The organism is Kribbella sp. NPDC050820 (assembly GCF_040653975.1).
Classification (GTDB): domain Bacteria; phylum Actinomycetota; class Actinomycetes; order Propionibacteriales; family Kribbellaceae; genus Kribbella.
The window spans coordinates 1-14,523 of record NZ_JBFAHB010000125.1 but is presented as its reverse complement, the minus strand read 5'-3'; the positions used below and the strand labels follow the sequence as shown (position 1 = coordinate 14,523).

The 14,523-nt window shown below is 68.0% G+C and carries 15 protein-coding genes; all 15 read left to right on the top strand.

Annotation, left to right across the window (positions count from 1 at the left end):
* Positions 1-1,545: FGGY family carbohydrate kinase (locus AB0H36_RS46455; RefSeq protein ID WP_360538354.1), on the top strand; the 1,545-nt coding region annotated here is incomplete at its 5' end.
* 17 nt (positions 1,546-1,562) lie between these two features.
* On the top strand, positions 1,563-2,570 hold the full coding sequence (locus AB0H36_RS46450; RefSeq protein WP_360538352.1) for a Gfo/Idh/MocA family oxidoreductase: 1,008 nt from the start codon (positions 1,563-1,565) through the stop codon (positions 2,568-2,570).
* Positions 2,570-3,580 carry an alcohol dehydrogenase catalytic domain-containing protein gene (locus AB0H36_RS46445; protein ID WP_360538350.1) on the top strand — a complete coding sequence of 337 codons (1,011 nt, stop codon included), beginning with the start codon at positions 2,570-2,572 and terminating at the stop codon, positions 3,578-3,580. Before AB0H36_RS46450 ends, AB0H36_RS46445 begins: the two co-directional genes overlap by 1 nt.
* Before the next feature lie 91 nt (positions 3,581-3,671).
* Positions 3,672-4,619 carry a phosphoglycerate dehydrogenase gene (locus AB0H36_RS46440; protein ID WP_360538348.1) on the top strand — a complete coding sequence of 316 codons (948 nt, stop codon included), beginning with the start codon at positions 3,672-3,674 and terminating at the stop codon, positions 4,617-4,619.
* Positions 4,616-5,287 (top strand): bifunctional 4-hydroxy-2-oxoglutarate aldolase/2-dehydro-3-deoxy-phosphogluconate aldolase, encoded by a 672-nt coding sequence (eda, locus tag AB0H36_RS46435; RefSeq protein WP_360538346.1) that lies wholly within the window; start codon positions 4,616-4,618, stop codon positions 5,285-5,287. The genes AB0H36_RS46440 and eda overlap by 4 nt, the downstream gene beginning before the upstream one ends.
* Before the next feature lie 23 nt (positions 5,288-5,310).
* Positions 5,311-6,210 carry a hypothetical protein gene (locus AB0H36_RS46430; RefSeq protein ID WP_360538344.1) on the top strand — a complete coding sequence of 300 codons (900 nt, stop codon included), beginning with the start codon at positions 5,311-5,313 and terminating at the stop codon, positions 6,208-6,210.
* 19 nt (positions 6,211-6,229) lie between these two features.
* The gene (locus tag AB0H36_RS46425) at positions 6,230-7,114 is read left to right on the top strand and encodes a sugar phosphate isomerase/epimerase family protein (protein ID WP_360538342.1); all 885 of its coding nucleotides are present in this window, start codon (positions 6,230-6,232) and stop codon (positions 7,112-7,114) included.
* A gap of 13 nt (positions 7,115-7,127) precedes the next feature.
* Positions 7,128-8,276, top strand: a complete 1,149-nt coding sequence (locus AB0H36_RS46420; RefSeq protein WP_360538340.1) for a Gfo/Idh/MocA family oxidoreductase — start codon at positions 7,128-7,130, stop codon at positions 8,274-8,276.
* A complete protein-coding gene (locus AB0H36_RS46415) occupies positions 8,273-9,019 on the top strand; it encodes a glucose-6-phosphate isomerase family protein (RefSeq protein ID WP_360538338.1) in 747 nt (248 codons plus the stop codon). The genes AB0H36_RS46420 and AB0H36_RS46415 overlap by 4 nt, the downstream gene beginning before the upstream one ends.
* Before the next feature lie 53 nt (positions 9,020-9,072).
* On the top strand, positions 9,073-9,234 hold the full coding sequence (locus tag AB0H36_RS46410; protein WP_360538336.1) for a hypothetical protein: 162 nt from the start codon (positions 9,073-9,075) through the stop codon (positions 9,232-9,234).
* Positions 9,235-9,340: 106 nt separating this feature from the next.
* Positions 9,341-10,711: a hypothetical protein gene (locus AB0H36_RS46405; protein ID WP_360538334.1), complete on the top strand. Its 1,371-nt coding sequence runs from the start codon at positions 9,341-9,343 to the stop codon at positions 10,709-10,711.
* 200 nt (positions 10,712-10,911) lie between these two features.
* Positions 10,912-12,045 carry a Gfo/Idh/MocA family oxidoreductase gene (locus tag AB0H36_RS46400; RefSeq protein WP_360538332.1) on the top strand — a complete coding sequence of 378 codons (1,134 nt, stop codon included), beginning with the start codon at positions 10,912-10,914 and terminating at the stop codon, positions 12,043-12,045.
* Positions 12,039-12,908 carry a DUF6807 family protein gene (locus tag AB0H36_RS46395; RefSeq protein ID WP_360538330.1) on the top strand — a complete coding sequence of 290 codons (870 nt, stop codon included), beginning with the start codon at positions 12,039-12,041 and terminating at the stop codon, positions 12,906-12,908. The genes AB0H36_RS46400 and AB0H36_RS46395 overlap by 7 nt, the downstream gene beginning before the upstream one ends.
* Positions 12,909-13,089: 181 nt before the next feature.
* The gene (locus AB0H36_RS46390; RefSeq protein WP_360538328.1) at positions 13,090-13,995 is read left to right on the top strand and encodes a LysR substrate-binding domain-containing protein; all 906 of its coding nucleotides are present in this window, start codon (positions 13,090-13,092) and stop codon (positions 13,993-13,995) included.
* Between the two features lie 80 nt (positions 13,996-14,075).
* Positions 14,076-14,513 (top strand): MFS transporter, encoded by a 438-nt coding sequence (locus AB0H36_RS46385; protein ID WP_360538326.1) that lies wholly within the window; start codon positions 14,076-14,078, stop codon positions 14,511-14,513.
* Positions 14,514-14,523: the final 10 nt, after the last annotated feature.

The window sequence follows — 14,523 nt, the reverse complement described above, 5'->3', positions numbered from 1 at the left end:
AGCGAGCGCACCAGCGAGCGTCGCGAGTGCACGAAGGGGTGGTCGTCGGTGACCGGCGCACTGCTGCTCGGCGTCGACATCGGGACGCAGAGCGCGAAGGCCGCGCTCTTCGACAGTGGCGGGACGTGCCTGGCGGCGTCTTCGGCGCCGCTGACGCTGCACCGGCGCGGGCCAGCCGCGGTCGAGCAGGAGCCAGAGGACTTCTACCGGGCGACGATCAAGACGATCGCTGCCTGCGTGGCGAAGGCCGGCTGCGCTCCCGGCGAGGTTGCGGCGATCGGGCTGTCCGGGCAGATGGCCGGCATCCTCGGCATCGGTGCAGACGGCCGCGCGGTGACGCCGTATGACTCGTGGCTCGACTCGCGCTGCCGGCCGGAGGTGGACGAGCTCGCGCGGCTGCTCGGCGACGAGCTGGTCGAGTTGACCGGTTGCCCGCCGATGGTCGCGCACGCGCCAAAGCTGCTCTGGTGGCGGCGCACGCATCCGGACGTTTACGCGTCGGTCGCGAAGTTCCTCGTGCCCAGCGCGTTCGTTGCGGGCCTCCTGTGCGGGCTCGCCGCCGAGGAGGCGTACGTCGACTGGACGCACCTGCACTTCAGCGGGCTCGCGGACGCCGCGAACGCGACGTGGTCGCCGGAGCTCACGGCCGAGGCAGGGATCGACGCCGGCAAGCTGCCGCGGATCGTCGCCCCGACCGAGCGTGTCGGCGAGCTCACGGCTGAGGCCGCTGAGGCGTGCGGCCTGCGCGCGGGGACACCAGTGGCCGCAGGTCTGGGCGACACCGCCGCCGGCATGCTGGGTGCGGGCATCGTCCGCGCCGGGCAGGTCCTCGACACTGCCGGCACTGCGTCGGTGCTCGGGATCTCGACCACCGCGTTCCGGCCCGACGTTACGACGCGCACGCTCGTGCAGATGCGTGGTGCGCTTCCCGGACAATGGATCTCGCTGGCCTACCTGGCGGGTGGGGATGTCGTTCGGTGGCTGCCGTCAGCGCTTGGGGCCGGGTCGCTGGAAGAGCTGCTCGGCGAGGCGCACGCGGCGGCGCCTGCCCGGCTTCTGTTCGTGCCGTATCTCGGCGGCAGGATCCTGCCTGCGGCGCCCTCGGCCCGCGGCGGCTGGGTCGGGCTCGACTTCTCCCACACACGCGGCGACCTGGCGCGGGCCGCGCTCGAGAGCGTCGCCTTCGAGTTCGCCGGGTTCCTGGAGCGCGCACTGGAGCTCCATCCGGATCTGGCGCCAGAGGATGTGCGCGTGATCGGCGGTGGGAGCGGTGACGCCCGCTGGAGCCTGATCAAGGCATCGGCGCTCGGCCTGCCCTACCTGCGCCTGCGCCGGGAGAGCTTCGCCTGCTGGGGCGCGGCGCTCGTCGCCGGCGCGGCCGCCGGCCTGATCGACGACGTCTCCGCCGCCGCACAGGCCGGCGAGGCCGAGGCCGAGCGGACCGTGCCCGATCCGTCTTTGCAACCCGTCTATCGCGAGCGGCTCACCGACTACCGGGCGGTAGTCGATCTGCTCGTGCCCCAACACGAGGAGGTCGTTGTATGAGTCTGTTCCGCCTGGCGGTGATCGGCGCTGGCCGCGCCGGGTTGCTGCACGCACAGAACGCGAGTCGCTGGGTGCCCGGCGCGGAGCTCGCGTGCCTCGTCGACGCGGACGCGTCGGTTGCGCAGCGCGCGGGAGCCGAGCTGGGTGTCGCTGCCTTCGCGAGCATCGAGGACGCCCTCGAAGGCGCCTCGTTCGACGGCGTCGTCATCACGACGCCGACCTTCACCCACGCCCAGATCGCGGTGCTGGCCGCGGGCGCCGGCAAGCACGTGTTCTGCGAGAAGCCGATGGCACTGTCGGTGCAGGAGTGCGACGAGATGGCCGCGGCCGCCGAGGACGCCGGCGTGGTTTTCCAGCTGGGCTTCGTGCGCCGCTTCCAGTCGGAGTTCGTGGAGGCGCGGCGGCGTATCGAGGCGGGTGGCATCGGCCGGCCGATGGTGGTGAAGTCGCTTACGCGCGGGCCCGGGCTGCCACCGCCCTGGGCGCACGACCTGCGACGCTCCAATGGGATGCTCGCCGAGGTCAACAGCCACGACTTCGACTGCGTGCGCTGGCTCGTCGGTTCTGAGATCGAGCGCGTCTACGCCGAGACCGCCAACTTCAAGGGCGAGGCTCACGGCGTGAGCACGCCGGACTTCTACGACAACGCGGTCGTCACGCTCCGGTTCGAGAGCGGCGCACTCGGCACGATCGATGGCACCTGCCCCGCCGACTACGGCTACGACGCGCGCGTCGAGATCCTCGGCAGCGAGGGCCTGCTCGTGATCGGAGAGAACCGCTCGGCGCCGCTGCTCGAGATCCGCACGCGCGCGGTCGGCAAGATCCCGACCTACTCGACCTGGCCGCAGCGGTTCGAGTGGGCGTATCGCGAGGAACTCCAGAGCTTCGTGGACGCTGCCCTCAGCGGTGGCACGCCCGCGGTCGGCGCGGCCGATGGTCGCGCGGCGGTGGCGGCAGTTGTTGCAGCGAACCGCTCGTGGCTGGAAAGCCGCCCCGTGTCCGTCGCGAGCGAGGTGCCCGTCTGATGCGGGTTCTCGCTTACAGAGGGCCGAAGTCGCTCGTAGTCGAGGAGCGGCCGACGCCGGAGGCGGCCGCGGGCGAGGTGGTCGTGCGCGTCGACGCGTGCTCGATCTGCGGCACCGACCAGCGGATCTTCGCCGGCGCGCACCGCGCGTTCGCGGAGCCGACCGGCAAGGTGCCCGGCCACGAGATCGTCGGCACGGTCGTCGAGGCAGGCACCGGCACGCAGGCGCGCGAGGGGGTCCGGGTGTTCGTCGCTCCGAACTACGGCTGCGGCCATTGCCGCGGCTGCCTGCGCGGCGATGTCAACCTCTGCGAGACGCCGCGCGCGATCGGGATCACCGAGGACGGGGGCTTCGCCGAATTCCTCCGGCTTCCACGCGAGCTCGTCGAGCAGGGAAACCTGCTGCCGGTCGCCGACGGCTTCGACGCCGGCGCGGCAGCGATTGCCGAGCCGCTCGCCTGCGCTCTGCGCGGGTCGCGCGCCTGCCGGATTGGGAGCGGAGACACGGTAATCGTGTTCGGCGCAGGGCCGATCGGCCTCTTCCACATCGCGCTCGCCCGGATCGCGGGCGCCGCGGAGATACTCGTGTGCGAGCCGAACAAGGATCGCCGTGATCGCGCGCTGACATGGGGCGCGTCGGCGGCGTACGCCACCGACGCCGAACTTCCCGGTGGCGCCGACGTGGCGATCGTCGCGGCGGCGGTGCCCGCAGCGCAGCAACGGGCGCTCGAGCTCACCGGCACAGGCGGCCGCGTCAACTTCTTCGCCGGGCTGCCGCGGGACCGCTCGCGGGTTGAGCTCGACACGAACCTCATTCACTACAAGGAGCTCATGGTCACCGGCACGACCGCGAGCACGAACGTCGAGTGCCGCGACGCGCTCAACCTAATCCTCTCCGGCGCAGTCGACACCGCCTCGATGATCGGCGGCCGCTACGCGCTGGCTTCGTCCGGCGAGGCCTTCGACCTAGCAGCTTCCGGAAACGCACTGAAAGTGGTGATCGAACCGTGAGTACGACCCAGCTCGACCCGATCGCGGTCGACTTCCAGTCGGGCGCCAGCGGCCAGCACGTGTTCGCGACACCGAAGGGGCCGGCACTGCGATGACGGCATTGTCGGACTGCGTAGTCGTCGTGACGCCGCGGTCGTTCGGCGCGCACGACAACGGCCTGCGGCAGGAGCTCGAGACGGAGGTCGGCGAGGTGCGCTACTGGCCGGGCCCGCTGTCCGCCGAGGAGCTAACGCCGCTCGTCGCCGACGCCGACGGGCTGCTCGCCGGCCTCGACGAGGTGGCGGGCGCCGTGTTCGAGCAGGCACCGCGGCTGCGGGTCGTCGCCCGCTACGGCGTCGGCGTCGACCGCGTCGACCTCGAGGCCGCGAAGCGGCACGATGTCACCGTCACGGTGACACCCGGTGCGAACGCGAACGCCGTCGCCGAGCTGACGATCGCATTCCTGCTCGCGCTCGCCCGCCCGGTCACGGCCGGCCGTGACCGCGTCCGCGCGGGGCAGTGGCCGGCGCTCCAAGGCGTCGAGCTCGAGGGCCGGACGCTGGGGCTCATTGGGCTCGGCCGGATCGGCTCGCTCGTCGCTGGCAAGGCCCGCGGGCTCGGGCTGCGCGTGCTTGCCCATGACCCGCTCGTCGAGGAGAGCGAACTCGCCGAGCTCGTCCCGCTCGGCCGGCTCGCCGCGGAGTCGGACTTCCTGTCGCTGCACGCCCCTCTCACTGGCGAGACCCGCGGCATCGTCGGGTGCAGCCTGCTGGAGCGCTTGAAGCCGGGCGCGGCCCTGATCAACACAGCGCGCGGGGAGCTCGTGGACGAGGCTGCACTGGTGTGGGCGCTCGAGGAGGGGCCGCTGCGCGCTGTGGCCCTCGACGTGCTCGCCGAGGAGCCGCCACCGGCCGATCATCCGCTGCTGTCGCGCGACGACGTGCTCATCACGCCGCACATCGGGCCGCACACCATGGAGGCGACGACGGCGATGGGACGGATCGCGCTCGACGAGCTGCTCGCCGTCCTCTCCGGCCGAACGCCGAGGTTCGCGCTGTGACGGCCCCCGTGACGGCTCACATGCCCGCCGCGGAGGCGCTCGTCCGGCTCCGGAACGCCCACGCGTTCGCCGTCGTCCGTGCGCGCGACGCCGAGGAGGCGGTCGCGATCGCCGAGGCGCTCCACGCCGGCGGCCTGCAGGCGATAGAGCTGACGTTCACCACCCCCGGCATCGAGCAGGCGCTCTGTGAGGTGCGAGCGCGGCTCGGGCCCGGCCTCCTCCTCGGTGCGGGCACAATCACCACGCCCGAGCAGGCCTGTGCGGCCGCCGACAGCGGCGCCGACTTCCTCGTCTCGCCGCACCTCGACCCGCCGCTGCTCGAGGCGATGCTCGCTACCGGGCTGCTCGCGACGCCCGGCGTGCTGACGCCCTCGGAAGTGGCGGCAGCGCGCCGTGCAGGCGCCGACGCGGTCAAGCTGTTCCCCGCTTCGACGGTCGGGGTCGCGCACCTGAAGGCGCTTCTCGGACCCTTCCCCGGGCTGCAGGTCGTCCCGACGGGCGGCATCTCCGTCGCCAAGGCACCTGAGTGGCTCGCCGCCGGCGCGGTAGCGGTGGGGCTCGGCAGCGAGCTCCTGCCAAAGGCGCTCCGCGACGCCCGGGCGTGGGACGAGATCGGCCGCAACGCGGCGAGGCTTCTCGATCAGCTCCCGACAGAAGGGCGAACATGACGAAACGGTTCTCGTTCATCGGCGTGACCACCGGAAGCTCCGCGATCATGCGCGTCTTCCCCGCGTGGGCGAAGCATCTGGGGCTCGGTGACGTGGCGATGAGCGGTCACGACCTGCCGATCCATGCCGAACCGAAGCTCTACCGGGACGTCGTCGCCTCTCTCAAAAAAGACCCGCTTGATGTCGGCGGGCTCGTGACGACGCACAAGATCGACCTCTATTCGGCTTGCAGCGACCTGTTCGACTACGCCGATCCGTACGCCGAGCTGTGCGGCGAAGTCTCGTGCCTCTCGAAACGGAACGGCGACTTCCGTGCGCACGCGATGGACCCGATCTCGTCGGGGCGCACCCTGGCGGAGTTCGTTCCTGCCGGCCACTGGGCCGCGACCGGTGGCCATGCGCTGCTCTATGGCGCTGGCGGCTCGAACCTGGCGATCTCGCTCGACCTCCTGCGCGCAGACAAAGGAGACGATCGGCCGGCGCGGATCGTCGTCGTCAACCGCAGCCGTGACCGGCTCGAGTCGATGCGCGCGCTGCACGAGCAGCTCGGGGCCGGCATCGAGATCGACTACGTCGAGAACAGCGATCCGGCCGAGAACGACCGGCTGCTCGCCTCGGTCCCTGCCGGCTCGCTGGTCGTGAACGGTACCGGCATGGGCAAGGACACGCCTGGCAGCCCGATCAGCGACGCCGGGGTCTTCCCGCAGGGCGCGCTCGTGTGGGAGCTCAACTACCGCGGCGAGCTCGACTTCCTCCACCAGGCTCGCCGCCAGCAGGACGCGCGGGGCCTGGTTGTCGAGGACGGGTGGCGCTACTTCATCCATGGCTGGACGTGCGTGATCGAGCAGGTGTTCGACGTCGAGATGACGCCGCAGGTCGTCGACGAGCTTTCGGAGATCGCGCTCCGCGTGCGCGGAGCCTGAACAGAAGGAGACAATGACCATGAAGGTCGGGATCGACAGCTACTGCTTCCACCGCTACTTCGGCGAGATCTACGAGGGTCTGCAAACCGACCCCGGTGTGCGGTGGCGTATGGAAGAGGGGTTCCTCGACTACGCGCTCGCGCAGGAGATCGACGAGGTCGCGCTCGAGTCCTGCTTCTTCGACGCGCTCGACGACGGCCTCTGCGCCGAGATCAAGGGACGCCTCGACGACGCCGGCCTCGATCGCGTGCTCGGCTGGGGCCACCCAGAAGGGCTCTGGGGCGGCACGAAGCCGGAGGAGCTCGAGCAGCTGAAGCGGCACATCCCGCAGACGGTCAAGCTCGGCTCAACCCGGATGCGCATCTGCGCAGCCAGCATGAACTACGCCAACGCGCCACGTGACGAGATGTTCGCCCGAGTCATCCCGCAACTGAAGGAGGCCGCGAGCGTCGCCGGCGAGCACGGCGTCACGCTCGCGCTCGAGAACCACATCGACTTCACCTCGAAGGAGATGGTGCACATCCTCGAGGCGGTCGGCTCCGACTACCTGCGCGTCAACTTCGACACGGGCAACGCGATCCGGCTGTTCGAGGACCCCGTCGAGGCGGCGGAACGGCTCGCCCCGTACACCGTCTCGACGCACACAAAGGACATCGCGACCCGGGTCAAAGGCGGCAGCCCCGCCGACAACTTCACCTGGTGGCCGTCGTGCCCCGCCGGGGAGGGCGTGATCGACCTGCCCGGCGTCGTCGACGCGCTGCACAAGGGCGGCTTCGATGGCTGCCTCGGCCTCGAGATCGACCTGGTCGGCGAGCAGTGGGTCTCGCAAACCGAGGAAGAAATCGTCGCGAAGAGCATCGCGTACCTGCGTTCGATCGTACCCGCCGCCGGGACGGCCGTCTGAGGAAGGAAAGACGATGGCACTGACGGCTGCACCTGCCGACGAGCGCCGCGCGATCGGGTTCGGCCTGCTCGGCTACGGGTTCATGGGAAAGGCACACTCGAACGCCCTGCACAAGATCCCCTACATCTTCTGGCCCTCTGCGGCGCGGCCGGAGCTCGTCGCGATCGCTGGGCGCACCGAAGCCGGCGTTCGGGAGGCCGCGACCCGCTACGGCTACCAGTCATACACGACCGACTGGCACGACCTGCTCGCCGACGAACGTGTGGACGTCTTCGACAACGTCGGCGCCGACACGGCCCACGTCGAGCCCACCCTGGCCGCGATCGCCGCAGGCAAGCACGTCGTCTGCGAGAAGCCGCTCGCGGCGACCGCTGCCGATGCACTGCGTCTATATCAAGCGGCCGAGACGGCCGGGGTAAAGCACCTCGTCTGCTTCAACTACCGCTTCTTCCCGGCGGTGCGGCTCGCCTGGGAGCTCGTCCACAACGGCGAGCTCGGCACACTCCGCCAGGCGCGCTTCCGCTACTCGCAGGAGTGGCGCACCGACGTCGAGGCGGCATTACCGTCCCCGACCGGTGCGCTGGACATCATCGGCAGCCACGCCATCGACCTGGCACGGTTCCTCTGCGGCGAGATCACCTCCGTCTCCGCCGCGATTTCCTCGATCGCGCCCGAACGAACCTATCGCGGCGAACCGGCTGAGACCGACGACACGGTCGCGATCGTGGCGGAGCTCGAAGACGGACTCGTCGCGACAATCGACGCATCCCTCGTCGCACAAGGGCGACGCAACCATCTCGCCTGGGAGCTGAACGGCTCCAACGGCGCGCTCACATGGAACCTCGAGGAGCCCAACGTCCTCCGCGTCCACCGGCGCGACGCCGGCCGGACGCGCGGCTTCGCCGAGGTAATCGCCTGCGAGGAAGATCATCCCCTCGCGGCACCGTGGTGGCCTACCGGCCACGTGCTCGGCTGGGAGCACGGCCACATCAACATGCTCGCCCACTTCTGCGACGCGGTGGCAAACGACACCGCTATCGACCCTTACGGCGCGACGTTCCTCGACGGACTGCGTGTCGCCCAGGTCTCCGAGGCAGTCGAGGAGTCGGCGGCCACGGGCTCGAGGGTCGCAGTCGCGGAGATTCCGGTGTCGCCGGCATGACAGAGATCAGTGATCGTGAAGTTCAGGCCGACAAAAGTACGGATGCCTTGGCATCCCGCGAGTTCCGCCAGGGCCGGCGTGTCACGTCTGGCCCGGCGACCATCCGACCGTCCGCCGTCCTCGGACAGACAGGAAGCCACATGTTGTTGTCTTTGCCTCGACCTGCCGCACTCAGTATCGGATCCGACGGGACGATGGTGGGCCGAAGTGCGGGCTACCAAAAGCGGCTCGGAGATCTGGCCGGGACCTATAGAGACGAGGGTGCCTACCAGACTGCTCTTGCGGATCACGGCGCGGACCGGATCGTCTACTCCGTCGAAGAAAGCCGCGTGGCCGACGGCCCGGGCGCGCTCATCATTGGCACCAGCACGCTGCTTCCGGGACGAATCGGAGACGAGTTCGCGCTGACTCGCGGGCACCTGCACGCCATCGCCGACCGAGCCGAGCTGTACCACTGCCTGTCGGGAACAGGAGTCATGGTTCTGGAGACCATCGACGGGGCAAGCCAGGTCGTTGCACTAAGACCGGGGGATGCACTGCACGTGCCTGGTCACTGGTTGCACCGCAGCGTCAACGTCGGTCAGGAGCCTTTCGTCACTCTCTTCTGCTACAGCGCCGACGCCGGCCAGGACTACGGCATCATCGCTGACGCGGGCGGCATGGCGACGCTGGTCGTCGACGACGGCGCTGGTGGCTGGACGACCCGGAGAAATCCGAACCACCGCGGGTACCAGGCGCGATGAGCGTGAGCCACTCGCCGGCATGGTTGGATCCGGCAGCCGCGAAGATTCCGACGATGTACTCATCGAGGTCTCAACCGGCCAGTCGTCAATCATCTCGACTTCTCCCCCGCTGGGCCGCCGAGCTCGAGCTGGTGGTCACTGCCGCCACCGCGCCCACTCTCGGCGACTGCACCGAGGCGCCGCGGCTGCTGGACGACGCGATGGACGTGAGCTAGCTCGTCACCGACCGCTTCGGTTTGAGCTTCCGCGGCAACCACCCGCGGCCAAGACCGACGAGCCGCAAAAGACGTCATCAATCCCAACGATTAAAGGAGGTGGATCGTGACGGTTCTACAACCAGTCCACCTTGAGGGTCCTGACGTACCCTCTTTCGTCCGCCAACTGGCTGCTCTCCAGCAGCTGAGTGGTGGGCAGCTCCAGTGGCTGCCCCCGATCGGACTCGGCGAACCCGTTCCAGCCGCAGCCCATGCAGTGATCGTGCCGGACATGACTGGCCAGGCCTATCGGCTGTTGGACGAGTTCCGCCAGATTGAGCAGCCTATCCTCGTGGTCACCTCCGAGTTCGGGACGGTGTCGATGTGGGACTGGGAAATCATCGACTACTTGCGTGAACGCGGGGTCGCGACCATTGCGCCGACCTCGGTCGAGGAGTACCGCGACATACTCGGCAGCCTCGAAGCACGCGCTCAGCTCAGCCGATCAATCATGCTGGCATACCAAGACGACTTGGGTGCCGGCATGCAACCCGACATCTTCAAGCGCTTCTACTGGTGGGAAGACGAGTGCGTCGCCGACTTGGAGACGAACTTCGGCGTGCGCGTGGAGCGCCGCAGCTTCCGCGCCCTGGCCAGGCGGGCTGCTTCGGTCTCCGAGGAACGGGTACAGACCACCGCCCAAAGGATCGGCTCGACAGTGCCCATCACCGGCCTGAGCGGCGCCGGACAAGCTGAGGCGTTGCGGCTCTATCTGGCCCTCTGCGACGAGTTGGACGAGACACCGCACGTGATCGCAGCGGGAATCAACTGCCTCAATGAGTCGGCCACCTCTCCAACCACACCCTGCCTAGCCTGGAACCTGCTGTATGAGGAACGAGGGCTGATCTGGGGCTGCGAGGCGGACCTCACCTCGATGATCACCGAGGCAATCGTCCACCGCTCCCTGGGCGTGCCGGTGATGATGACGAACATCTACCCGTTTCTGATGGGCAACGCCGCCCTCAAACATGAGAAGATCCCCTACTTCCCACTGCGATCAGAGCCGGAGAACCACATCCTGGTTGCTCATTGCGGCTTCTTCGGCGTGGTGCCCCAATCCTTCGCCACCGAGTGGGTGCTGCGGTCCCGAGTCCTAGAGATCGTCGATCCCCTGGGTAATGCCATCGACGCCCGGTTCCCGACCGGGCCGGTCACCATCGTCAAGATCAGCAGTGACATGCGCCAGCTCACGGCAACTCCGGCAGAACTGACCGGGTACGAGCAATACGAGAACTCCGACTGCCTCAACGGAGCTGTCCTCCGGGTAGCCAACGGCTACGAATTCGTCGAGTCGACCCCTTCACACCACGTCGTCCTCGCGGTCGGTGATCTGAGCCGCCGACTCGACCTCCTGGCCGCCGCCTGGGGCCTCAACATCCGCCACGGTGCGCCGCTCACGGGTGGCCAGCCCAAAACCCGACCGGTTGCTCGGCCATGACCGGCCGGACCTTTCATCCGAACGGTGCTCGGCGGTCAGCAGCTCGAACAATTCGAGAACCGGGTCTGGCATCGAAAGGCACGTGAGATATCCGTACGCGTAAGCGCGCAACCTCATCGCGACACGTTCGGCCGCCACCGTCTAGCAGTTGCGAACGCCTCCGGCAATCAGCCAAACCACTCTCCTCGTTAGGAACCCCTGTGACCACCCCGATCCCCGCTACCACCGCGACTGTGACCACCGCTGACGCCGCTACACCGCTGCGCTTCGCCATGATCGGGGCCGGCGTGATGGCCCGCTACCATCTCCCGGCGCTTGCCGAACAACCAGGCGTCGGCTCCGTCGTCGCCCTCTGCGATGCCCGAGAGGAAGCGGTCAAGGCGGGAGCTGAGCTCGCGCCCGCGGCCCGCGGCTTCTCGACACTCGATGAACTCCTGGCAGAGGTCGAGATTGATGCCGCGATCATCGGGACGCCGCACTACTTGCACTTCCCACAGGCGCTCGAGTTGGTCCGACGCGGGATCCATGTCCTCATCGAGAAGCCGGTGACCTGCACCACGACCGAACTCCGCCAGCTCGCCGCTCAAAGCCAGAAGACTGGCGCCTTCGTGCTGCCAGGGCAGACCCGGCGCTTCGTGCGGGAGATGCGGTGGGCGCGTGCTCACATCGACGCGGATCCAGGATTGATCGGCGAGGTCACAACGTTCGCAATCCAGAGCCTGCAGGACCTCCGCGCCTATCCCGGCGGGCCGGGGCATTGGTTCTTCGACGGCAAACTTGCCGGCGGCGGTGTCGTCATCTCGCTCGCCGTGCACCAGCTAGACCTCCTGCGATACCTCACCGGGCAGGACTTCACCCAAGTCGCCGCCGCGGCGCTCTACGATCCCCCGTTCGTCAACGACGCGGAGTCCTCGATGAGCGCGATGCTGCAACTTGACAACGGTGCGGCCGGGACAATGCAGGCCTCCTACACCGCAGCTCGGGCGCCGTTTTCCGAATCGCTCAACATCATCGGCCGCAATGGCACGCTCGCTCAGCATGCGGAGAAGATCGGAGATTCTCGCGGTCCGCTCATGATTGCGTCCTCGCACGGGGCTGCTCCGACAGATTGGGCTGACCAGTACTCCGGGTGGGCGCAGATCACACCGGCTCGCGGCCTCGAGGACTGGGGGGCCAATGCGTTTGCAAATATGCAGGCCCACTTCGTGGACGTGATCCGCGGTCACGTTGATGCCGAGGTATCGCTGGAGCGCAACTTCAACACGATCGCCTGCATCGAGGCACTGATGCGCAGCGCGCGCGAGCAACGTCCTGTGGAGGTGGAGAAGTGGTGATCACCGGCCCCGCCACCGTTGCGGTGAACGGTTCGAAGGCGAGCTTCACGATCGGCGATACGGTCGTGGGTGACTACGTTCTCGACGACCCTTACAAGCCGTATCTGCATCCCCTGCGAACGCTTGGTGGTCGCGTCGTGTCCCTTGCGATGCCATTCGATCACCGGCACCACAAGGGACTCATGTATGGGCTTGTCGCGACTGACGTCAATTGGTGGGAAGAGGTTGGCTACCCGGACTACGTTCCGCTGGTCGGTGTCCAGACTTCAGAAAGCCTGGACACCCCGATGCCGGGCACCATTCGGCAGCAGCTGCGCTGGACCGCGGAGGATGGGTCACTTGCCACCTTCCTTGAGGACAGGACCATCAGTTGCACCGCAGGCGACGGCTTCGTGCGCTGGACTTGGAGTGCGAAGTTCCAAGTGCTGCGAGAGGTCACGATCAGGCAGAGCAAATGGTCGTTCCAGGGTTCGGATGGCACGGTTGTCAACTACCACGGGCTCGGCCTTCGATTCCCCCGGACATTCGGTTGGAGGGAGCAAATGGGCTCATGGAGCGGTGACGGTGTAGTCCGCCAAAACAACGTGCAGAACGTTGCGTATCCGGGGATGGGCGCGAATGAACTCATGGGCACCCGTCCGGCCGTCGTTGTCGTGAGCGACTACGTAGATGGCGAGATACCTGCGCCGAAGGTGAGTGTGCGTATTACGCAGCCTTCGTCGTCGCACGCGATCTTCGCGATGCGTCAGCCGTATACCCTCTTCGGCATCGGCCCATCCGTAGCCGGGCCCGTCAACTGCGCGGCCGGTGAGGAATTCCGGGAGCACTACGTCGTGGACGTCGCCGATGGCGACTTCGGCTGAGCGAGCATGACCCGCGGTGTGACGGTCGCCCGGTCACCATCGAAACCATCCGCCTGCTCGCGGGCTGTAAGGCGCGCGCCTGCTTCCCAGTGTGCCTGGTCTTCGCCGCGCCGAGCCGCCGCCAAAACGTCCGCACCTGCTCTGGGGGTTCCTGACGATTGCGCTGCCGGGTGAGGTTGCTGTGTATGAGCCGGAGCTGTTGCGCACGTTTCTCGCGGTGGCCCAGTCGCTGAGCTTCACCCGGGCCGGCGCGTCGCTGGGCATCGCGCAGTCGACAGTGAGCCAGCAGGTGCGCAAGCTGGAGCAGGCTGTCGGTCGGCCGCTGTTCGTGCGTGATACCCGTTCGGTGACGCTGACCGCCGACGGCGATGCGATGGCCGGTTTCGCCCGCTCGATCCTTGCCGCACACGAGGAGGCGGCGGGCTATTTCACCGGGTCCGGGCTGAGCGGGCGGCTGCGGTTCGGGGTCACCGACGACCTCGCGCTGACCCCCGTCCCGCGGATCCTGTGGGACTTCCGCCAGCAATACCCGCGCGTCGACCTCGAGCTCACCGTTTCGCAAAGCGAACTGCTGCAGCGTCGCGTCGAGTCCGGACACCTGGACGTTGCCTTCGTCAAGCAAGCGCCCGGCCAGCAGCGAGGACGCCTCGTGCGTCGCGACCGGCTCGTCTGGGCCGGGGTCGCCGGTGCCCAGCTCGGACGCGACTGGCCTGTTCCGTTGATCGTGTACCAGGCGCCGAGCATCACCCGCTCACTCGGCGTACGGGTCCTTGAGCAGGCCGGCTTGCCATATCGGGTCCGCTGCACGGTGAGGAGCGTGCTCGGCGCGGCCGCGGCCGCCCGCGCGGGCCTGGGCTTGGCGATCTTCACGCGCAGCCTGATACCCGACGACCTCGTCGAACTCCCCGCCGAGGCCGGCCTGCCCGACCTCGGCGACATCGACCTCGTCCTGCTCACCAAGCAACGCATCGCTAGCGATGCCGTTGAAGCGTTGGTCGCCGCGATCATCGCAAGAACGTCCGATCAAGGCGCCAACTGGAGCCACCCGGACCTGCCGCCGAGATCGCCCCTGCACGGCCGCGAATGAGCCCGGCCGGACTGGATAATGACGGTACTCACCGTTATCACGGAATGAAATTACAGTAATCTGATCAATTCCATTTCTGAATGATCGGGTCTCAGTCAGTCTTGATTGCACCGACACGTAACGACGAATTGGATGCCATGACTGCCGAGGCCGAAGCGGAACCTTCCTCCACGCCCGAAGCCCCGACCGTGCGACGCCGTACCACATTCAGCTCGCTGCGCACGCGCAACTTCCGCCTGATGGCGGCCAGTCAGCTGATCTCCAACATCGGCTGGTGGATGCAGTACACAGCGCTGAACTGGCTGGTACTCAGCCTCACCGGCAGCCCCGCCGCCGTGGGGCTGACGGCGGCGCTGCAGTTCGCACCGACCGTAGTACTGGGCATGGCGGGCGGGCTGCTCGCCGACCGCTACCCGAAGCGCCGGATCCTGCTTGTGAATGTCCGAAGTTGTCTGCACGGGATCCGCGCTGTCGGTGGAGGGTTGTGCAGGGGACTTCGAGTTAGGCCGGTGTACTGAACTCGTCTGC